At 57.0% G+C, this 19,309-nt stretch carries 18 protein-coding genes and 2 pseudogenes; 8 read left to right on the forward strand and 12 right to left on the reverse strand.

Annotated elements, in window-relative coordinates; translation table 11 throughout:
• Positions 1–10: 10 nt before the first annotated feature.
• Positions 11–304, reverse strand: a complete 294-nt coding sequence (locus FFY45_RS21660) for a cyclic GMP-AMP synthase DncV-like nucleotidyltransferase (RefSeq protein ID WP_176342009.1) — start codon at positions 302–304, stop codon at positions 11–13.
• Entirely contained in the window at positions 304–1,386 is a 1,083-nt protein-coding gene (locus FFY45_RS21665) for a patatin-like phospholipase family protein (protein WP_176342010.1), read from the reverse strand. The genes FFY45_RS21660 and FFY45_RS21665 overlap by 1 nt, the downstream gene beginning before the upstream one ends.
• 459 nt (positions 1,387–1,845) lie before the next feature.
• Between FFY45_RS21665 and FFY45_RS21670 the strand changes: the two genes are divergently transcribed.
• Complete coding sequence (locus FFY45_RS21670) at positions 1,846–2,214, forward strand: helix-turn-helix domain-containing protein (protein ID WP_176342011.1); 369 nt, start codon at positions 1,846–1,848, stop codon at positions 2,212–2,214.
• 9 nt (positions 2,215–2,223) lie between these two features.
• Positions 2,224–3,072 (forward strand): ImmA/IrrE family metallo-endopeptidase, encoded by an 849-nt coding sequence (locus tag FFY45_RS21675; RefSeq protein WP_176342012.1) that lies wholly within the window; start codon positions 2,224–2,226, stop codon positions 3,070–3,072.
• Between the two features lie 482 nt (positions 3,073–3,554).
• On the opposite strand, the pseudogene FFY45_RS21680 reads toward FFY45_RS21675, so the two are convergent.
• Positions 3,555–4,016: pseudogene (locus tag FFY45_RS21680) on the reverse strand (JAB domain-containing protein); the annotation flags it as partial.
• Between the two features lie 422 nt (positions 4,017–4,438).
• On the opposite strand from FFY45_RS21680, the gene FFY45_RS21685 reads away from it, so the two are divergent.
• The 4 genes from FFY45_RS21685 (at position 4,439) to FFY45_RS21700 (ending at position 6,938) form a co-directional block, all read left to right on the forward strand.
• Entirely contained in the window at positions 4,439–4,855 is a 417-nt protein-coding gene (locus FFY45_RS21685) for a GNAT family N-acetyltransferase (protein ID WP_255172115.1), read from the forward strand.
• Positions 4,856–5,056: 201 nt separating this feature from the next.
• Entirely contained in the window at positions 5,057–5,527 is a 471-nt protein-coding gene (locus tag FFY45_RS21690) for a hypothetical protein (RefSeq protein WP_176342014.1), read from the forward strand.
• 35 nt (positions 5,528–5,562) lie between these two features.
• Complete coding sequence (locus tag FFY45_RS21695; RefSeq protein WP_176342015.1) at positions 5,563–6,516, forward strand: hypothetical protein; 954 nt, start codon at positions 5,563–5,565, stop codon at positions 6,514–6,516.
• Complete coding sequence (locus FFY45_RS21700; protein ID WP_176342016.1) at positions 6,516–6,938, forward strand: hypothetical protein; 423 nt, start codon at positions 6,516–6,518, stop codon at positions 6,936–6,938. Before FFY45_RS21695 ends, FFY45_RS21700 begins: the two co-directional genes overlap by 1 nt.
• A gap of 163 nt (positions 6,939–7,101) precedes the next feature.
• Here the strand turns inward: FFY45_RS21700 and FFY45_RS21705 are convergent, their stop codons facing one another.
• The 3 genes from FFY45_RS21705 to FFY45_RS22260 all read right to left on the reverse strand — a co-directional run bounded on the left by FFY45_RS21705 (position 7,102) and on the right by FFY45_RS22260 (position 8,793).
• Positions 7,102–7,950, reverse strand: a complete 849-nt coding sequence (locus FFY45_RS21705) for a hypothetical protein (protein WP_176342017.1) — start codon at positions 7,948–7,950, stop codon at positions 7,102–7,104.
• 28 nt (positions 7,951–7,978) lie between these two features.
• Positions 7,979–8,266: a hypothetical protein gene (locus tag FFY45_RS21710; protein WP_176342018.1), complete on the reverse strand. Its 288-nt coding sequence runs from the start codon at positions 8,264–8,266 to the stop codon at positions 7,979–7,981.
• 302 nt (positions 8,267–8,568) lie between these two features.
• The gene (locus FFY45_RS22260) at positions 8,569–8,793 is read right to left on the reverse strand and encodes a hypothetical protein (RefSeq protein ID WP_119132208.1); all 225 of its coding nucleotides are present in this window, start codon (positions 8,791–8,793) and stop codon (positions 8,569–8,571) included.
• 995 nt (positions 8,794–9,788) lie between these two features.
• On the opposite strand from FFY45_RS22260, the gene FFY45_RS22395 reads away from it, so the two are divergent.
• Positions 9,789–10,076: an energy transducer TonB gene (locus tag FFY45_RS22395; RefSeq protein ID WP_369333977.1), complete on the forward strand. Its 288-nt coding sequence runs from the start codon at positions 9,789–9,791 to the stop codon at positions 10,074–10,076.
• 11 nt (positions 10,077–10,087) lie between these two features.
• Here FFY45_RS22395 and FFY45_RS21720 read toward each other — a convergent pair whose 3' ends face one another.
• The 6 genes and pseudogenes from FFY45_RS21720 to FFY45_RS21740 all read right to left on the reverse strand — a co-directional run bounded on the left by FFY45_RS21720 (position 10,088) and on the right by FFY45_RS21740 (position 16,574).
• Positions 10,088–11,239 (reverse strand): cytochrome-c peroxidase, encoded by a 1,152-nt coding sequence (locus FFY45_RS21720; protein ID WP_343204121.1) that lies wholly within the window; start codon positions 11,237–11,239, stop codon positions 10,088–10,090.
• 38 nt (positions 11,240–11,277) lie between these two features.
• Positions 11,278–14,052 (reverse strand): porin family protein, encoded by a 2,775-nt coding sequence (locus FFY45_RS21725; RefSeq protein WP_217902711.1) that lies wholly within the window; start codon positions 14,050–14,052, stop codon positions 11,278–11,280.
• Positions 14,053–14,111: 59 nt separating this feature from the next.
• Positions 14,112–14,837, reverse strand: coding sequence for a FecR family protein (locus FFY45_RS21730; protein ID WP_255172116.1), 726 nt, complete (start codon positions 14,835–14,837; stop codon positions 14,112–14,114).
• Positions 14,838–14,930: 93 nt separating this feature from the next.
• A pseudogene (locus FFY45_RS22400) lies at positions 14,931–15,095 on the reverse strand (FecR/PupR family sigma factor regulator); the annotation flags it as partial.
• Positions 15,085–15,579 (reverse strand): sigma-70 family RNA polymerase sigma factor, encoded by a 495-nt coding sequence (locus FFY45_RS21735; RefSeq protein WP_176342022.1) that lies wholly within the window; start codon positions 15,577–15,579, stop codon positions 15,085–15,087. The gene FFY45_RS21735 and the pseudogene FFY45_RS22400, both read right to left, overlap by 11 nt.
• A gap of 251 nt (positions 15,580–15,830) precedes the next feature.
• Positions 15,831–16,574 carry a hypothetical protein gene (locus tag FFY45_RS21740; protein ID WP_176342023.1) on the reverse strand — a complete coding sequence of 248 codons (744 nt, stop codon included), beginning with the start codon at positions 16,572–16,574 and terminating at the stop codon, positions 15,831–15,833.
• A 647-nt stretch (positions 16,575–17,221) separates the two neighbouring features.
• On the opposite strand from FFY45_RS21740, the gene FFY45_RS21745 reads away from it, so the two are divergent.
• On the forward strand, positions 17,222–18,619 hold the full coding sequence (locus FFY45_RS21745) for a site-specific integrase (protein WP_176342024.1): 1,398 nt from the start codon (positions 17,222–17,224) through the stop codon (positions 18,617–18,619).
• Positions 18,620–19,309: the final 690 nt, after the last annotated feature.

The raw sequence follows: 19,309 nt of genomic DNA on the forward strand, positions 1-19,309 counted from the left end.
GCCGCGTTATTCAGACCTTCCTTAGGGAAGATCCGGCTTCGTCGACAAGATCATCTACGGCGAAGTAAATCCCATCGTCGATGTCGTAGTCGCAGTCAGGATCCTGGACCATCGTGTGCATCGCGTAGGATCCCTGCGTGCAGGTGATCCTAGGTTGCGGATGCTCTTCTTCATCCAGTCCGATCTCCAGACGCCGACGACCTGTGTTGCGTCGCTCACGCATCTCGGTGCGCTCGTCCGTGCTCAGGTTGATCTTGTCCCCATGGAAATTTTCCATGTCCTCGCCACAATCAAAAACAGCCATTACCCTTCTCCTCTCTGCTGACAAAGGCCATCAGTCAGTGCTGCGCGAAAGTGCGCCATCTCGCTTCCGGGCTTGACCGATTGAGCCCATGCGTAGTCGACATCGGAGGTAGCCTGGCGACGAAGGGCGTTTAGCACCTTTGGCCTGGCGTCATCCATGTTCTGGATGTATTTCAGGAGCTGCTCTGACGGGCACTGCGCAGGCAAGCGGAAGGCCACGCTGTTATCCTTTCGCAGTTCCAGGATCTTCTTACTCAAGTAGTCGTAGCCAACCGCCTGCGAGTTGAGGCTCGCGCTGATCGCATGCAGCCCACCTTTCCATCCCAAAGCACCACGATACCGGCGTCGATCTGACAGCTCTTCTCCACCCTGTGCTGGCAATGCGCCCAGCATAAAGAGGTGGATCGGGCGCGCCTCTTCACGATCCCCTAGAATTTCCGCCGCCTCAATTGCGCCGAGAGCCCCTGGGTTGTTTGCCCACAGACCTCCGTCCGCATAGACCACGCTCGCCTCCCCTCCTGGCTCTGTAAGTCGCGCCAAAGCGCGGAGGATTGGGGCTGCGGTGGTGGCCATGCAGGCGTCAACCAACGTTCGGTTGTCATCACGGCCATTGAGTCGGCGCAGGTGTCGGGTCTTGAATACGACAGCGGCATGGCGGGCCATGTCGATGGAGGTTAAGGCTAAGCTGATGCCGCGACTGTCTTGGACATCCCGGAAGGTCTTGTCCCGGAACGTGCACTCTAGCGCCCGCTTCAGTGCTCTCTCCCCGCGCCGCGTGCCAAGGCCAAACAACGGAACCACTAGCCCTAACCACGGAACGCGGCGGATCCACTGTCCTGGAAAAATCTCCTTGCCGTGTTCCTCGTAGAGCCGGTCCACCTTGGAAAGGGGTTCCCCGGCAGCCAAGGCGGAAGCAACGATACCGCCAGTGCTGGTGCCGACAATCAAGTCAAAGCACCGCCCTACATCCAATTCACCTTCGAATTCGCCGCACACGCGCGTAGCGAAGGCTCGCAGATAAGCGGCCTGATACACGCCTCGCATTCCTCCGCCGTCCAAGCAGAGCACTCGAAAGGGCTTCATCAAGATCTCCTTAGAAGGCAAAGGGGCAAACAAATAGTCACGAACGGATTGAAAGCAATGGCTGTCGCACCGGTCGCGACTTCGGCGGCTATCTCGTCTTGGTTGGGTCAACCAACGTGTAGGTGGACCGTGGGCTCGGCGTGGGCGGGAGGGGCTTGCCCCTCACAGCCGTCCGCTCAGGACCCTGCCCGCCGCGCGGACCTGTGATCTGATACTGACCTGACTGCGGAGCCGGTTGACCGGGGCGGAGACCGCTGGGCTTTTTACTCATTCGACACCTCGTTACGTTCTCAGGCAACAACCGGGTTCAGGAAAAGCCGCCTTCGCGGCGGCTTTGTTTCGGAGCCAGGCAACACCACCGCCAAACGAAAAGACCGACTTGCGACGGCGGGGGCGTTACGAGCTCAGGCAACAGCCTATACTTCCTAACGTTCCGTTACAACTCCCAAGGAGACCTAAGTGGATTTTGGCACCTTCATTGCCGAGCTAAGAGACAAAAAAGGCTTTAGTCTCAGAGAATTAGAGAAGCGAGCTGGCGACCTAAGCCATGTCTACATCTGGCGTTTGGAGAAGGGAAGTAGAGATGCTCCCTCTCGGGAAACACTAGACAAGCTCTCGAAGGCGCTCGAAGTTGAGGACAGAGACTGGGAGCTGGCCCTTCTTCTGCTCAAGACAGATATCCCCGACGACCTATTTTCGTTGGCACGCAGTCGCACAGACATTCCCCTTTCCGACATTGAGCCTGTGGCGACGATGAGCTTCCGCGGCAACCGCCCAGCTGATGAAAAGGGCTGGATAAAACTGATCGATTTTGTCAAGCAGTTCTAGGAGTGAGTCATGGATGACTTGATGGCTGCAGGGCGGGCCCGAAAACTTGTCGCAAGATTGATGCTAGTACCGGTTGATGTCGGGGCACTGCTTGCTGAGCATGGCATGGTCTTGAAAGAATCAGAGCTGGACGAAGGGGAAGCCGGCCGCACGTTCACTAAGGGCGGGACGACCTACATCATCGTGAACAAAAACGATGATCCTTACCGCCGACGTTTTACAGCCCTGCATGAGCTTGCACATCATGTGCTTGAACTCCCCTCAAAGCACGGCTCTCATGTGCCGTCCAATGAACTAGAACGCTTCGCCGGCAGGCCTCCCGAAGAGCGGACATGCGACGTTTTTGCTTCCGAGTGTTTGGTTCCTTCCCACTTAATCCGACCGCTGGTTTCGGAACATCCCTTCTCTATCGATTTACTTTTTGACCTAAGTGAGAGATTTCAAGCTTCAAAGCAATGCATCGCATCGAGCTACGTGCGCAATTCCAGGGATCTCGTGGCCTATGTGTATTCGGAAGGCGAACGTGTGCACCACGTGATCTCTTCCTCGGCACTCAGGGACGCGAAGATCTTCGTCGACTACGGCCTTGTTCCCTCCACCTCGGCCGCAGCTAGCGCCGCGGTGTCTATATCAATGCGTGCCACCGCAGAGATCGACGCATCCGACTGGTGCGGGTGCGATGCAGCTCTTGGGTTCACTTGTTATGAGGAAGCGCTCCATTTTCCTACCTGGAATCAAACCCACTCTCTTCTTACATTCGAAAAAGTCAGTCAGACTATCCATGGAGGGACGCAATCTCCAGAAGAGGATGAGTTACTACCAGAACTTACAGGATATCCAAGCTGGGACAAGAGGTAGCGCTCTCGAATTAACACCGGCACGCGAAATTCAGTGGCATCCCCAATGATCCTCGTAGCCCCCAAGAAACCAACTCCGCAACACCAGAGCGACCGGTCTCTAAGAACATCGTCGCCCTCCTCCAAGCGCAAGCCCCGGTGGAAAGCTCCAGTTCAAAAGATGGTCCGATCTTGTATCGGACAGAGCAAAATGGCGAGTTCACCTCAGCCCCACTTTGACCCACAAGCATGGCCGATTTCGACCTACTCTACGACGGCGAATTCGCTCACTAACCAGCCGTAGGCTTCGCTGAGCGCATCGGCGATGCCCTCTTCGTTCCCGCATTCAACTATGGCTTCGGCCGGCAACGCAGGACGCTTGCCATCGGTCTCCCAGACAATCCCTCGCACGTGAAACGCCTTCATTTCCTGCTCCTTGGAAGTGCATCTGCCTTGACAGTCTAGCTTCGGCAGGCTGCGCAGGTGAAGGGGTGGGCTATGCCCCCCCCTTGCGGCCAGGCTGGTGTGCTGCCGTCCACCGATGACCAGGTGGTCGAGGACTCGGATGTCCAGGAGGCCCAGGGCTTGCTCCAGGCGCTTAGTGACTTTGCGGTCGGCTTCGCTGGGCTCCGGATTCCCGCTCGGATGGTTGTGGAAGAGGATGACGGCGACGGCGTTGAGGTCCAGGGCACGCTTTGCTACGACTCGCGGGTGGACATCGCACCCGTCGATGGTGCCGCTGAAGAGGTGCTCGGTGGCCAAGATGTGGTGCTGGTTGTCCAGGAAGACGACCCCGAAGACTTCGTGCGGCAGGTGAGCGCAGCGGGCAACCAGGTAGTCGCCGGCTTGGTCGGGGCTGTGGATGCGGCCTTGGCGTTGAAGGCGTTGTTCCAGGATGTGGGCTGCTGCGAGCAAGATGCCCTCTTCGTCCTGGTATTGGACGGCTCGGTCTTGGGTGCGCTTCATCGGTTCTTCTCCACCGGCGCGACAGGCGCCTCGTGGGAACCGACAGGCGAAGCGTCCGGCCCTACCGCACCCGGGAGTGAGCACCGCGGCAGCGGCGCGCCGCGGAGGGCCGCAACAGAGCGCCAGCGTCGAGAAGGAGGCCTGTCCTTGCGGTCGGGACAGCGAAGCTAAGGTCCCTTTCAGAGGCCCAGCGCTGGTGGAGATGAAGAACGTTGAGACCCATCCCAGCTGGCGAATGCCTACCTGAGTGGAGAGGACGGCAGCAGTGTTATCGGACATTAGATTGGTGGATCAAAGCATCGTGCGCTTGGCCCGGACTTTGCCTTCCACGCATTGGCTCTTGCAGTGCGCTTACGTCTCTGAGGCAAACTGAGCGCATGGATACGATTCGACCCTACCGCCCTTACGATTTCGACGCATGCATGGCTGTCTTCGATGGCAACGTTCCGGCGTTTTTTAGCGCTGAGGAACGACCCGAGTTCGTGCGATTTCTAACGCAACACGCTGCTGCCTGGCACTATTGCGTCATTGAGCGTGCATGTGAGGTGGTTGCCTGCGCGGGCTACTCCATCAGCACGGATGGCACGACAGCAAGCCTTTGCTGGGGCATGGTCCATCCGAGCTTGCATCGCCAAGGCCTGGGAACGGAGTTGCTCTTGGCTCGGCTCGAAGCCGTGCGCCTGACGCCGAACATCCAGCGAGTCGTGTTGGACACCAGCCAACACACTCAGGCGTTTTATGCCCGCTTCGGGTTTGTCGCGCAGCACGTTGTGCGAGATGGCTATGGTGCAGGCTTGGACCGGTGGGACATGGTCATCGATCTGAGCAGTCCTGCGTGATCATGTATTTTGAAGTTCGGGCATTGCTGATGCCCAGGCTTTCACGAATGTAAAAAAGACCCGGTGTCGTGGCCACCTTGGCAATCAGAATGAATGCCAAGGACAGGCCGCTGCACGTGCCTCCTGACTTGCCAAGGGAACCCTACCCGCAATGAATTGACATCCTTTGATTCCGCACTATTGTCAGCGCAGGAGAATCCCATGCGCCCGCCTTCCAAGCCTTACACACTCAAATACTTTTCATCATTAGGCTACGTCGTGGAGCAATCCCCAAAAGGGCACAAAGGAAATGTGTGGAAGATATCTGGTGACGGATTGCCATTAGATGGCCGCACGTTTCCAACAATGCTTCTGCTATGGGCTGAGTGGATGGACTACGCAGCGGAGCGAATCCGTGAAGATTATATAGCGAACCATTTCAAGGAGAAAATTAACAAAGCCGATGAAGCAGGAAAGCTAGTCATAGCATCCGAACTCAAACAATGGCTTCAAGGAAATGCTTCGGAAGACATAGTCAAAGTGCTCCGCAAATCTCCTGGCGGCAGCACTGACAGGCTACCCAACGATTGGAAGAAGCGTATTGCGCTTCTGATCATGGAAGAGGATCAGCTGCTACCGCTATGGTTAGCGATCAATCAACTGATCTCATCTGATAGCATCAAAGCAGCGTAAGTCGCATACTCAGTTCTTCCTTTGTGGAGAACGCAATGCCTGGAATCCTTGATGCTTCTTTACAGTTGACGACAGCGCTCATTTCGGCCATGAGCGCATCCGAAGAAGAATACGAAGAGACGCTCACAGGCACCCTGCTGGGCTCTTTATTGGCTTCGAATACGTTGCTGGCACTTTTCACTGCTCATTTGGATATCCCCCATACCCAGTGTTGGTGGGGCTCATATGGCAAGTATCGATCTAAGGTGAGCAAAACGACCGAAGCAGGGAGTGGAGCCGATTTCGCCCTGCTTACGCTTCTGGAAAATGGTGGTGCCCGACTCGCAATCTTTCAAGCAAAGCGGGGCGAGCTGCAGGGCGACAAATGGATTTTTGACGCGAATCGGATCCCACAAAAGCCGACGGACGAGGGTTCCACTCCCCGCCGTGCTCAGATGGTAGTCTTGGCTGAAACTGCCAAGCGCTTAGAGAAACTGGCGGATCCCTCGAGCCAGTGCATAAGAAAGCTGAAGCCAATCGTAGCAAGCTCTTTGAAAGAGCAGGAATTGATCGATAGTGCCGATCTCAATGAACTTGATTGGGTTCACTATTTGATCTATACGGGAACCGGGGTTAGATGCATCTCGTTGCGTCACCTTAGCCAAGCCTATTTGAAAGAGCTTCTCTGCATTCGAAGCAAAACCAAGGTTTTTCTTGACAAAAACTGCGTTTCACTGGAAGAAATCGTCATCAAGGGTTCTGGAGCGGACGGCCAGCACTGGTTAGAGTTCGCCGCTGCGCAGACCGTGATCGACGAGCTGCCTAACTTACTTCCACTTGTTCCAGTGTTGGTTGGCGACGCAACAGGCAAGCATGGTCCCAGACTAGAAAAAGACTTATCACTTGAGCCGCTGAAGCTTGACCTAAGAGGCGGGCCAATATCAGAGATAGTCGATTCATTGTCTGCGGAACCTGACTCACCAGCCTGGACGCCTCCACGACCAAACTGATGCAGCAGACCTCAGCCATGGAACATATGCGCCCCTTCCGCACTCTCGTGTTTGCAACGCTCCTGGTCATCTCGCTTGCAGGGTGCACGGCTGCTGCTACCGTCACTAGTTCGCCCATCGAAGGCCCCGTGCGTCTGGGCGAGATTGCGGCGGTCGACGGGCCAAAGGTGCGTCCCGACCAAGTGATTGAGGACAGCCGTTGCCCGGCCGACGTTCAATGCGTCGTGGCAGGCCGGTTGATCGTCAGGACGACCGTGATGGGCGGCGGCTGGTCCAAGCAGATCGACCTCACGCTGGGTATTCCGGTCCCTGTGGCCGATGGCATGTTGACGCTGGTGGACGCCACACCCGTGCCCCTCAGCGGGGAAGCCGTCCCAGCATCTGCCGCTCGTTTCACGTTCAAGTTTCAGGGCGGGCGGTAGTCAAGTGATCGATTGATGTAAACAAGCGGCTACCGCTCATTCGCCACACCAAGCATCACGCCCCATAACAAGGGTGCCACTCACCCAAGTAGGAGCGAGTGGCACCAAGGTGCTGCTTTCCGGGTGTCAGTTAGGTCAACTCAACACGGCGCAGCAATTTGCGTCACGAACCGGTGCCGTAGCAGTGAATCTTCAAAAAGGAGTCGGTGGACTCATCCCTGCAAATCACGTATTCGCTGTCCGGCGGGATGTTCGAGGGGATGCCCATGTTGATGGTGTGATTGATGAAGCCACCAAGATCTGTCGCGGGCGGGCCCTGGAAGTTGTAGGTCTGGTAGCCGTTTTTGACCATGTCCTCCTTCTTCTCGGGAATGCTGTTGTTGTGGGCATCTCGAGCACTACCCTCAAGACGCTTCCAACCATGTGCGCCGTAGTCGTAGTAACCCTGAACACTTGAGCCATCGGCAAGCCGATAGTTGATGACAACCGTGGCCTCCTTGCCCGAGATCCAAGTCCTCGGGTTGATGAGGCCTGCGAGGTAGTTGGCGCCCGCATACATCGTTTGCCAACTGAACTGCGTCTCGGACAGCAAGTTATTCATCTTTGCCGAGTCATGGACGGCTTCGTATGCGTTCGCTGGCTTTGGCGTCCCATCTGCCGCGGCGCGCATCGTGGTGCGTGCGCCGGAGGCCATTGAGACCGCATAGTCCTTCTCGAGGCTGTTGCCGTTGGCACGATACAAGCCAACCAAGTTCACGAAATACTCCGCCAGCTCCGGCTCAACGGGAACTTCCATCACTCGGCGATCCGGCGGAACCACGATGTATTTGCGAATCTCGCCGGCTGGGAGGTTGTAGATGACAACCCCACCCGTGTCCACAGCGAGCAACGCTGTATCTTGAAACTGCTGCTCTGAAAGGCAGTTGTTGCAAGGCTCTCCATACTGCTCCCCTTCTGCGTAAGCGGAAGAGGAAAACGCTAAGACGAGCAACGCGCCCAAATACTTCTTCATCTGTAAAACCTCCTGTCTTACTTCATGTCTATGTCTGATAAACGATGAAGACCACCAGCCTGGCGACAGCAACAACCATCAGTGCATGAGCAACCGCCACAATCGGCCGATTCCGCGGCCACTTGGCGAAGCGAACAGCAACGCTGAGCAATAGAGCCACGCCGGCGGCGGTAGCACCTACAGCTCCATACGTGATGACGGAACCGGTGAACAAGACAAAGGCCACCAGCAACAGGGTTGCTTGGGGCAGCATCTGTGAAACGCGAATTCCGTTTTCTCTCATGATCCTTGACTCTGCTTGATAGGCGAACAACATCAACGGGTCGGCGAACCGACCGAACAAGCATAGCATGCGAACGAGAGTCATTCTCTTTTAAAAGCTTGCATACTTGATATGCCGCCATTTGCTTGTGGGATCAGAGTCATCCGCACCGAGCGGCGTCTACGTAGCTGACAGCACGCAGATCGTCGACAAAGCTCGAAGCCATCGCTTCAAGAGCTCACAATCCAAGGGGTCGGCTCAAGACCTTGTCGCCCTCACCCTGCGGGAGGGCGAAGTGAGTCGAACTATCCCGGCGGTTCCACTTGTCGGGAGAACTGGTGGTAACCAATGCCACCTCAGCCTTGGTCGTCCGAGCCTTGTAGCCCATGCCATGCCAGAATCTCATCGACCCGGCGCCCAACGAATTCAGCATCTTGAGAAGTGAGAGCCTTTGCCTCAATGACCTGCGCCATGCCCGCGAACGCCCGCAAGAAGTGGTAACGGTCAGGGCTAGACGCCCTCAGCGCTGGCACTGCGTTGTCCAAGTGATCCAGGTGGATTCGCAACTCAGCTCTGTCCATGAGCTCAAGTATCGGTAGCGCTGTCGCAGCGCCTGAGACCACGGCAGCGCCTCTTCCACTAGGGAGCTGACGTAGGGGAGTGTTGGGTGCTCTGCTTCACACAGATGGCAACACACGAAGGGCGGCTATGCAGCCAGACTGTATGGACGCAACCTCAACAGAAATACTCGTGGGTTGCCGGCACGACGCTGCTCATGCGTCCCGCGAGGTGAGCGACCATCGGTCCCGCGTCCGGCAGAATCAGATTGCGCCGCCGGCATTTCTGAAACCATAGGTCTCGCGCCCTTCGGGATGTCAGGAAGTTCTGAACTACGCGTCATCCAGGCGGAGAAACCCTTCGCAAAGCGATCGAACTCACAGCCCATCATCTATGCCAGAGGCTTTGACTTACAGCCGCGTTTCTTGGCGACTTGATGCTCTTCAAATGCGATTCCATACCTCACGCAAGACACACTTCTGCTCAAAGCGCATCGCACCTAACGTGCCTAGCGTATAAAATAGAACGAGTCTCGTTTGCATTTTCCACCGTGCCCTCCGCTACAGCTCTTTCTTCCATCCATGCCCTTGCCACACAGGAGAGTCGCTGGCAAAGGGTTACTGCGGGCATTGCGACGGTTGTCATCCATGCACTCATCGCGTGGCTTGTGCTTGATCAAACGCGCTTTGACGGCAGCATTCCGCCTCAGGAAGAAGTTCGGATGCGCCTCACTCTTCTTCCAGCAGCCGCGCCCCCCACACCGGTCGCACCAGTCCCGGCACCCAAACAAGTTCTACAACAGTCACGGACCACTTCTTCGTCCCCACCTCGCTTAGAGGCGCCCCCTGTCGAGCGTCCGACACGACAGCCCACGCCCGCCTCGTTACCCAGCATTAGTCCAATCCCGCTGTCCGATGTTGTCGAACATTCAATGGGAGCATCGCTTGGGCAAGACGCTGACCTGACGCAAGCTGCTGCTCCAGCCGCGCCCCCTGCTCCGCCAGCCCCTGCTGCCGGAATGACAGACCCAAATTGGGAGGGGCGCGTTTTGGAACGCTTGCAGCGCTTCCGTCGCTATCCCACTGCCGCCAGGGCACATCGACAAGAAGGTGTCGTCTTCGTGCGCGCTCTGGTCAATCATCAAGGCCGGGTGCTTGCCGCACGGGTGCACCTTGGGAGCGGCTACCTAGCCCTTGATGATGAAGCATTAGGCACCTTTTCCCGAGCACAGCCGCTTCCTCGGCCGCCCCACACATTGCCCGACCCGGTGGAGCTGGAAGTGCCCGTAGAATTTTTCTTGCAATAAGAAGCAGGCCTTTAAAGCGTTTCCAAGAACGCCACGATCGCGTCGCGCTCTTCTTTTTCTAGGCCAAGGGGCCGCAGTAAGGGATCAGGTCTCGGGAAGAGTGGATCATCGACCTGCTCGCCTTTAGGCTTTGGTCTTGGCATGCCTGCGTTGTAGGCGTTGACAACACTGCGCAGATCCGCGAAACCACCTGTATGCATGTAGGGCCCTGTCTTCCGCACATTGCGCAGTGACGGCGTGCGGAACTTCCCACTGTCTCGAACATCCTGGGTGACCTCATACCGGCCCAGATCCTGGCGCTGACGTCCATAGAAATGAAGCCCAAGATTGTGGAAACGATTGTCGGCAAGCGTCGGACCGCTATGACAATTCATGCAGCGGGCTTTGGTTCTGAAAAGATGCAAGCCCCACAGCTGCTGATCGGTCAACTGCTCCCGTTGCCCTTGTAGAAATCGGTCGTAGCGATTGGCGCGAGGCACCAAGCTTCGCTCAAAGGCTGCCAACGCCTGAGCAATGTCTTTCTCCGTGATGCGTGATGAACCAAACACGCGTCCGAACTCGCCGGGATAGTCATCGCTTCGATTAAGTCGATCCACCATGGCAAGAGACGAAAATGCCATTTCCTTGCCGTCTTCGATGGGGTGGCGGATCTGCTCCTCCAACGACCCGGCACGTCCATCCCAGAAGAGTGACTCGGCGAAACCAGACATGGCCACACTTGGCGCGTTGCGTCGTCCTTGTTGTCGATCATGGCCAAAGGACACGCTGCGCCCATCTCCCCATCCAAGCTCTGGATCGTGGCAGCTTGCGCACGCGATCTGTCCTGAGCTCGATAGTCGCGGGTCTTCAAAGAGCTTCCTTCCAAGAGCAACTTTTTGCACAGTTGTTGGGTTGTCAGCAGGTGTCGGCGCTTTCGCGGGTAAGGGAGCGAGTTCTTGCCATACCGCGCCCTCGGAGATCTCAGGCTTCGGCCACGACGCTTGCAGCCCTGCGTAAGCCAGGCGCAGACACGCAACATCCACGCTGTTGGATGACAAGGCGAGCGTTGCCCGGCAGTCCGAAGGAACGAGCGTGTTCGTCCTCTCCGGCACGGCAGGGCCCGCAACACAGCATGCGGCCAGCACCAGCCACCAACGCCAACGTGGCGACTCAACGCGTGCCACCTCTCAACCACCCAACAGCATTGGCAGACTCATCTTCATTAGAACCGATAGCCCGCTTCCAGCCAGTAGCTGCGCCCTTGCTCAAAGTAAGACGATGACGATGTTGTGCCAGCAACCTTGTTGATGCGATTGAGCACATTCATGGCTTCCACACGCACATAGAGCTGCTGCTCGGATGGCAACCGGAAGCTGTATTCGAGTGTGGTGTCCACGGTGAAGGCACGTGGATAGCTCACATCGCGATAGACGTCATAGACCTCGCCACCGACATCTTCACTTCCTTGCTGCACGATGTCGCGAAACCCATCGCGATACCGCAAAAAATTGCTCCAGAGAAGTTCGCCTGGTCCGATATCCACGCGCGACTGCGTTGACAGGCGTGCTGTCCACTTGCGCGCAAAGTCGGTCGCCGGCAGATCGTAGAGCCAAACTCGGTTGCCTTTATAGAGCACCAACTGGTCGCTCTCATCGCTCCAGCTGGTTTGGTAGTTGCTGTAATTTCGCCGGGTGTCGGTGTAGTCGAAGGCAAACTGCACGTGGGTCCGACTTGGACCCCAGACTAGGCTGTTTTCGGGGCTCACACTGAGCGTGTAGACATCGCTTCGGCTGCGCCCGCTGTTCACATACTCATAGACGCTACTGGTGAATGCGCCGGACGGATCGTTACTTCGAACCGATTGTCGCAGCACCTCATCGCGGTTATCACGACTGACATACTTCAGACTCAGATCCAGTCCTTTCCAACGCTGATCCAGTCCGATGGTCCATTCATTGGTATACGGGATGTCCACATCGCTCAGCCGGTTGGTCGAACCAGCAGATGTGCCCTCGATACTCTCCCATGCCGTGCGCGCGCTTGTGCGTGTCTTGACCAGAGTCAGGCGTTCACGACCTTCGCGAAGCAGGTAGCTAAAGAAGTTGCGTCCGTAGTAGCGGTTGAGCCCACCCGTCAGGATCGTGGTCTTGTCGCCGAATACATCCCAGGACGCGGCCAAGCGTGGAGAGAGTGTGGTCTTGTCCCAAATGCTGTCTTGGTCCAGACGCACACCACCACGAAGGCTCACGTTTCCAAGGCGCACGTCGTCTTGAAGCCACGCAGCATAAGCCTGCCCGCTGACCTTAAACTCTCCTGCTTGATAGGTGGTTTGCCGGCGAAAGTATTGACCACGCCCGGCGACAACCGTTCCGGTGACAGAGGTCAGGACCGGTGACAGCGAGCAGCTGTCCGTGTCCACCACTCCATTGCTACTGGTGCAGCTTGTGGTGGCATACGGCTGCAGGTAATTGTAGTGGTCATTGAGGCGCTCGTAGTTTGCCTCTCGATGCTGGAATGACACGCCCAGCTGCACATTGTGTTCGGTGGCTCCCCAGGCAACGGGCTCCCGATCGAACTGGGCTTGATAGCCCACCTTGCGATCATGCTGATCGACATTGCCCCAGCTTCCTTCCCGGCTGCTGTTGTTGACGCCCCAATCGAATTCCCGTGACTTGGCCCATGACTTCCAGTAGTCGACCTGGCTTCGCCGGGAGCTTTCCAAATCGCTGTAACTCAAGGTATTGCGCATGGTCCAGGCCCCACGCTCGACGTTGGCACGCAGCGCGACAACAGGACCACCCGATTTGAGATCGAACCAAGAGTTCTTGGCGCTTTGGATGAAGTAGCGATCATCGGTTGGCGCATAGGTGATGCTTGCACCGAGCTCAATGCCGCTGTCGCTTTTCCAATCAGCCGACAGGGACGTCGCTGTGTTCTGCCGGGTTTGCGTTTTGCTGTTGGCATCGCTACTGCTCACATCCCCCGAGGTATAGCCTCGAAGGGGGATCTCCGAGCGAGTCTGCGTGACAGTCCCAATCAGCCCAATGCCGCTCTTGGTCCGTCCTTCCAGTCGCGCCCCAAATTTGAACTTGTCGAACTCGGGCTGGAAATCGCTGGTTGCTGACTGCTCGAAATCCTGCTCTTGCCCTTCGGGAATGATGATGTCATTCCAAACCGAACGCGCCATGCGAAACCAGACTTTGCCGTGTAAACGGTCGCCTGCCTTACGGGTTTGTGCGTCTACCACGCCACCAGTGAAGTTGCCAAAAGCTGCCGGCACGTTGCTGTCATAGACGGTGACGCCTTCGAGCAGATCGGTATCGACCGCGATGCCCTGTGACTGGCTAGGGACATCAGCATAGTGGTCAGCGTTGTTGAAGACCGGATCGATGTCGTTATTGAAGCTGATGCCATCGATCAGGAATAGGTTCTGGTAAAACGGCGCGCCGTTGATGCTGAAATCTGCCGGGCGGATCTCGCCGGCATTGCGCGAGCTTCTGGCTGTGTCGCTGAACTGCACTGAGGGGTTGATGCGCAGTAGCGTGGCGAGATCGCTTTCTCCCCGAGGCGCTGCATCAATGTAGGCTTGATCCAGTGCAATTCCCTCCGAATAAGGGAACGTGCGCTGTGCTCCGATTCGCAAGGGTGACAGTGGAATGATTCCGCTACTCGCAGCAGGTGCGCGAAGTAATGTGTAGCTGCCATTGGAGCGTGCAAGCAAGCGCAGTCCCGAACCCGATAGCAGCCGCTCCAGGCCTTCGCGATCGGTCATGCTGCCCTCGATCGATGGCGCAGTCAGCCCCTCGGTCAAGGCGGGATCGAAAGACAATGCGATCCCGCGCTCAGTGGCAAACGCGGTGAGCGTTGCGCCCAGCGGCCCCGCAGGCAATCGAGCGGGCGTTGCCTGGGCAAACGCCGAGCTTGAGACGGTAGCAAGGGCCAGGACTAGAAGACGAATCCGCAGGGGATGGCAAAAACGACGCATGACAGCGCTCAACAATAGGGGTTCTTCCACTTGCCCCGCGAGATTTAAAAAAGGGTCACTCCGACTGCTTTTTATTTTGGGACGACCGTCGTCCACCAGCCTTTGACTCGGCGCTCGATGGCCAAGCCATGTGTCTGGGCAATCATGTCCAGGCTCTGGTCGATATCAGCCAGTGGGAACACACCTGACACCAAGAGATGCGCCACAGACGGATCACAGCGCAGCACGCCATGGCGATAGCGTCCAAGCTCTTCAAGCACCTGTCCGAGTGGCTCGGCATTGATGACCAACAGGCCCTTTGACCAGCCTGTCAATTGCTCGGTTGGCTTCGGAGCGATGACGCAGCGGTCGCGGTCAAACCAAACCGCAAAGCCCGCATCTACTCGACAGAACGAGCGAGTCTTCCCTCCAAGCTCAATGCGCACCGCGCCGTCGAACACCGCCATATGTGTTCGACACTCTCCAACGCGCACATTGAAGCGTGTGCCCAATGCCTGCATATATCCGTGCGTCGTGGCAACCCGAAAGGGTCTCGGTGAGGGCATGGTGTCTGGCGCGGTCCTGATCAGCACCTGACCTTGTTGCAAGCGCAGCAGGCGTTGTTTTGCACCATATACAACGTCCAGCGAAGTCCCGGAATCGAGCTCTATCTGGGTTCCGTCCGCGAGCTGCTGGTGCTGGTGCTGCCACTCCCCAGTTCCCGTCGTGAAGCGTTGATCCCAGTTCGATTGTTCCCACAGTTGCCAGGCAAGCCACCCAGCCGGGGCAGCGAGTAGCCAGGCGCCTAAGTGCTTCATGGCTAAGCGACGTCCCGGGTGCTTGGGGCGATCCAATACGGGACGTGCAATCGAAGGTGGGACCGCGTTAATGGTCCCCAAGAGCTCTTCAACCCTTCGCCATGCCCGTGCGTTGTCGGGGTGCTGTTGCTGCCAACGCTCACAGGCAGCTTGGTCCTGAGCTCCACCATGCTCTCCTAATCGCACGACCCATTCGGCTGCTTGCTCGAGCACGCAGGGATCAAGTGGCGTTGGGGACTTGGTGTCGTCAGGGCGCATAGGCCAGGCATGCGAGCCAAGCACGCTTCATATGTCGCTTGACGGTGCTCAGCGACAGGTCAAGCTTGCAGCCGATCTCGCCATACCCAAGGCCTTCAAACTGAGCCAGCAGGAAGACTTGGCGCACAGCCACAGGTAACCCTTCGAGCATTGCATCGATGAGGCAAAGCGCCTCGCAGACGATCGCTCGCTCCTCTTCTGATGGCACGATTGCAGCGGGAAGCGCAGTCAAGCTTTCCAAGTAGGCACGTTCCAACGATTGGCGACGAAACCAATTAGCCATGAGGCCCTTGGCCACCGTCGTTAGGAACGCGCGTGGTTCATTCAATCCGCAGAGGTCGCGCCCACTGAGCAAGCGAGTGAAGGTGTCCTGCGTCAGGTCTTGCGCAACCTCTCGAGACCCAACCCGGCCACCGACCCAGCGCTGTAGCCAAGGCTGATGATCGCGGTAAAGCGAGGCAAGCAATGAGTGGTCGACAGCCATGAAGAACCCTTGAAAGCGAGGGCGGCTTCAAACCACGTGGCTGACCCAAAGATGAGATTGATTCTCAATTGTGACACATCATGCATTGTCTGACTACCGATGATGGTCACCACACGCGTTTGGCGCGTTTCTTCACTGATCAGTCGGATCTTCATAAGCACCACGGTTCCAGGACGATAGCGCCAGGGCACAGCATCCTCAAGGAACGTGATTGCTGGCGCGGTAGTGTGCGTAGCGATACCTAGCGCGCATCAAGGCACACGTTCAAAAAGCAGCGTGTCGCGTTGACCCTTGACGAACATCGAAAGCGTCGCGCTGCCATCCGGACGAATCTGCATGGCGGCTTGGCCGTCGCTGAGCTGACGGCAATATCCGCGGTCATTAGCGCCGATCCATGTGGTCAACGCAGCATCGACGCGGCCGGCGTATCGCAACTCGACTTGACAATCCCTGGGAGCGCCATAGCGCAGGCGACCAAGCACATCCCCAGGCCGGACGCTGGTCGCAACAATCTCTAACTGTGCGGCGATAAGGCCCGCACCTCGCCAGCGACCCGCTTCAGCCAACCCTTCCCTTTTCTGGTCCAGGGTGACGACCAGAGGCTGCTCATGTCCCAGCAGTGTGAGCTCTATGCTCTCTGCTGTCTCATCCAACACCCGAAGCTGAGCCTGTCTACCAGTCTGCGCATCACAAAACTTGCCACCATTGCGCGACAGCATTGCGTAACCATCGTTCTGCGCCCGCAACTCAAGAGCGCAGTTGAAGGGAGGCCCAAACCGCAAGTCCGCGGTCTGCGGGCCACCAGCACCTGTAGCGCGCTCACTTAAGCGGACATAAACCGGGCCCGCAGCCCCGTTAGCGGGCAGGATTCCGCGCCAATCACCGGCTGGAATGCCATCAGCCGGAGCTGCCTGAGCGATAGGTGGCGTTATACAACTCGCCAAAACTAAAGCGACGCGAAATATGTGATTCAGAAATTTTCCTTCATTAGACATTGGCGCCTCTCACCAAGTTAGACAGCATGAAATCATCATTTACGGCGTTGCTCACACACTGCCATTAGCAGCCAGGGGGCACGCATATGATGACCATGAGTCGCCCTTGGGACCGAGACCTTTAGCAAAAATTTCAAAGCCAGCTCCCGGCACGGCATGCCGTCACCCAGCAATATCAGTGCGGACCGCTGGTATCCGGGTCGGCACTCTTGTTGAGCTAGATGCAGCACTGGCTGTTGATGAACAGCGCACGGTCGGCGCGAAGGTAGTCCAATAGCACGCTTTCAAAGTGATTCATGTTAGCCAATTCCCTTAATCGCCCTCAGTATCTCAAAATAATACTAACAAATATTTCCGGGCATTTAAGAATGGTACATATTATAAGCTAACAAACCAGAACCTCTGCCTCGCCCATAAAAATTAAACAGTATGGTTTTGACTACGCAACCGCGAACAACTACCCCCTTAAAACCCTTGCTGCGTATAGATTTTGTCAAACGAAATAGATCGGATCCGCAGGCCTAGGAAGGACTTTACTTAGTCGCCCCCGGAGTTTGCATGAGGAAATAAAAAGCCGTTCAATTTCAATTGACGTTTGGGCGGATCGTTGTATCCGTACTTCCATTGTAAACAATGGAAGCAACGCAATGAATCATCCGCTTAACGACATCATCAGCAGTTACATCAACACACCCAACGGCGGCCTTGTCTTAGAGGGGATCAAGATTGGCCGAGTAACGTTTGAAAAGATCACAATCACCAACCGTGAGGGCGCGTTCAATGCCCACGACCTTATCAATACGGTTTTAAGCAAGACTACCCGCATCCGGAGTGGCAAGCACGGCACGCGATATGCCGAGTTGCTGCCACCCGGTAGCCCTGCACGCCTCCTGTCTATCGAGATCGAAGACTTCTCATTGCACCAGCGCCGCCGCTACTTGAAGTCCGCCACCGTCAAGGACTATGCCCGGACCTTAAACCTGCTGCTACTGACGTGCGGTGACATCCCCGTTTCCCGTATTGACCACACCCACGTTGAGCGGCTGTGGGACCTCTTGCGATGGGCACCCTCCGCTTTGCTGCAGGACCCCAAACTGCGCGCGATGACGGTCGACCAAGTGATTGCGCTGGGCCAGGCCACCGGTATGCAAGGCGTCTCCCACGCCACACTCAAGAAGCACAACCTTTGCCTGACCAACTTCTTCCGGCGCCTGGTGGCCACCCGCGCCATTCCTGGAAACCCCATGACGGCGATGGGGAAGATCAAGAAGAACTTAGTGACCGACCCAAAGCGTGGCAAGAAAGCCGAGCGATTTTTGGAGGAAGCAGAACTTCAGAAGATCTTTGACCCCGGCGCGTTCGTTGCTTGGGCAAAGAAATGGCCCCATCGCTGGTGGTGCCCCATCTTGGCTCTTTACAGCGGCGCGCGCGTCAACGAAATCGCGCAACTCAAGGTCCACGACATCGTGAACGAGAACGGGATTTGGTGTATCGCTGTCCAGCTCACGGTCGACGACGATTTGGCAGACAACGAACACTTCCAGACACGCCAGACAGTGAAAGGAGCCTCCGCCCTCCGGCGTATTCCCATCCATCAAGCGGTGCTCGATGCCGGCTTCCTCGACTTCATCAAGGACATCAAGGCATGCGGTCATCCGCGGCTGTTCCCCCATCTATCCGCGGGCGTCTGCGAGGCGTCGGGGGAAACCAATGCCCGCTACAGTCAAGGCTTGGTCATCCAGTTCAGCGCCTACCTCAAGAAGCTCGGCTTTGGCAAAGGGCTTGGTTTCCATGCCTTTCGCCACACGCTTTCCACCAAGCTCAAGCATGCCCGGGTTCCGCAGGAGGACGTGGCTACGATTACGGGGCACTCCGAGAACAACCGCTTCCCTGTGTTGAACCTCTATCAAACCACGGAAAACCCTGAAGAGCGGGCCCGCCAGGTAGCGGCTTTACAGCGGTTCAACCCGCCGGTGGTGCTTCCGAAATACGAACGCGGGCAGTTCAAGAAGCAGCTGGGCAAGGATGCGAAGTTCTACCCGTAGTAGAGTCGCAAACATACGATGGGGCGTTGGACCTTGCTGTCATACAGGCAGTTCTGCACCACAAGAGCGCGTCCGACCAAGACATCGCCCCCATTATCGGCCACTCGCTGCGGAAGAACGTGCCCGTCTTGCATGACGCGTATTTCCACAAGAAACCCAAGCTCGCTAGGGCCACGCAGATTAAAATTCTGGCGAAATATAAGCCGCCGGTCGAGCTGCCTAGGTATGAGCGTGGGTAGTTCAAGGAGCGGTTGCGGGACAAGCAAAAGTTTTACCCCTGACCGTGCCCTGCCCTGATGTCCGGTTTTGCAACCTTGTTGCGGTGCTGTCGCCACCGCTATGTCGCCTGCTTCGCCCCCCGTTGTTGGGCAACTGAAGACGGAGGCCAAACGACTGACGCAGCCGGCTCAAACCTCAACGCCCTTCTCCACCCTTCTTTCTCCACCCTTTCGGAATTCAATCATGAGCATCACCAGCACGCCTACTGCCGAACATCTGTCCTCTCTCCTCAATCAACGCCTACCTGGCAAAGTAATCTCTCGAACACATCGCAGCACCGCAAGCACCGCATTTGTTATGAATACCGAGTCTCACCGCCAACGTCCGCAGCGTCTTGCTGAGAGCGACCTAGGGAAGGTCTGAATAACGCGGCCTGAGAGCGCGGAATGTCGCGTCGTTGCGGAGAGTCGC

It is taken from the genome of Xanthomonas hortorum (assembly GCF_011305375.1).
Lineage (GTDB): Bacteria > Pseudomonadota > Gammaproteobacteria > Xanthomonadales > Xanthomonadaceae > Xanthomonas > Xanthomonas hortorum_E.

What these genes read in the sequence shown, in the direction of transcription:
- FFY45_RS22395 (WP_369333977.1), top strand. Translation starts at nt 9,789, where the DNA reads ATGACAGACCCAAATTGGGAGGGGCGCGTTTTGGAACGCTTGCAGCGC.
- FFY45_RS21665 (WP_176342010.1), bottom strand. Translation starts at nt 1,386, where the DNA reads ATGAAGCCCTTTCGAGTGCTCTGCTTGGACGGCGGAGGAATGCGAGGC.
- FFY45_RS22260 (WP_119132208.1), bottom strand. Translation starts at nt 8,793, where the DNA reads ATGGACAGAGCTGAGTTGCGAATCCACCTGGATCACTTGGACAACGCA.
- FFY45_RS21660 (WP_176342009.1), bottom strand. Translation starts at nt 304, where the DNA reads ATGGCTGTTTTTGATTGTGGCGAGGACATGGAAAATTTCCATGGGGAC.
- FFY45_RS21685 (WP_255172115.1), top strand. Translation starts at nt 4,439, where the DNA reads ATGGCTGTCTTCGATGGCAACGTTCCGGCGTTTTTTAGCGCTGAGGAA.
- FFY45_RS21730 (WP_255172116.1), bottom strand. Translation starts at nt 14,837, where the DNA reads ATGAAGCACTTAGGCGCCTGGCTACTCGCTGCCCCGGCTGGGTGGCTT.
- FFY45_RS21705 (WP_176342017.1), bottom strand. Translation starts at nt 7,950, where the DNA reads ATGAAGAAGTATTTGGGCGCGTTGCTCGTCTTAGCGTTTTCCTCTTCC.
- FFY45_RS21700 (WP_176342016.1), top strand. Translation starts at nt 6,516, where the DNA reads ATGCAGCAGACCTCAGCCATGGAACATATGCGCCCCTTCCGCACTCTC.
- FFY45_RS21695 (WP_176342015.1), top strand. Translation starts at nt 5,563, where the DNA reads ATGCCTGGAATCCTTGATGCTTCTTTACAGTTGACGACAGCGCTCATT.
- FFY45_RS21710 (WP_176342018.1), bottom strand. Translation starts at nt 8,266, where the DNA reads ATGTTGTTCGCCTATCAAGCAGAGTCAAGGATCATGAGAGAAAACGGA.
- FFY45_RS21745 (WP_176342024.1), top strand. Translation starts at nt 17,222, where the DNA reads ATGAATCATCCGCTTAACGACATCATCAGCAGTTACATCAACACACCC.
- FFY45_RS21740 (WP_176342023.1), bottom strand. Translation starts at nt 16,574, where the DNA reads ATGTCTAATGAAGGAAAATTTCTGAATCACATATTTCGCGTCGCTTTA.
- FFY45_RS21675 (WP_176342012.1), top strand. Translation starts at nt 2,224, where the DNA reads ATGGATGACTTGATGGCTGCAGGGCGGGCCCGAAAACTTGTCGCAAGA.
- FFY45_RS21735 (WP_176342022.1), bottom strand. Translation starts at nt 15,579, where the DNA reads ATGGCTGTCGACCACTCATTGCTTGCCTCGCTTTACCGCGATCATCAG.
- FFY45_RS21690 (WP_176342014.1), top strand. Translation starts at nt 5,057, where the DNA reads ATGCGCCCGCCTTCCAAGCCTTACACACTCAAATACTTTTCATCATTA.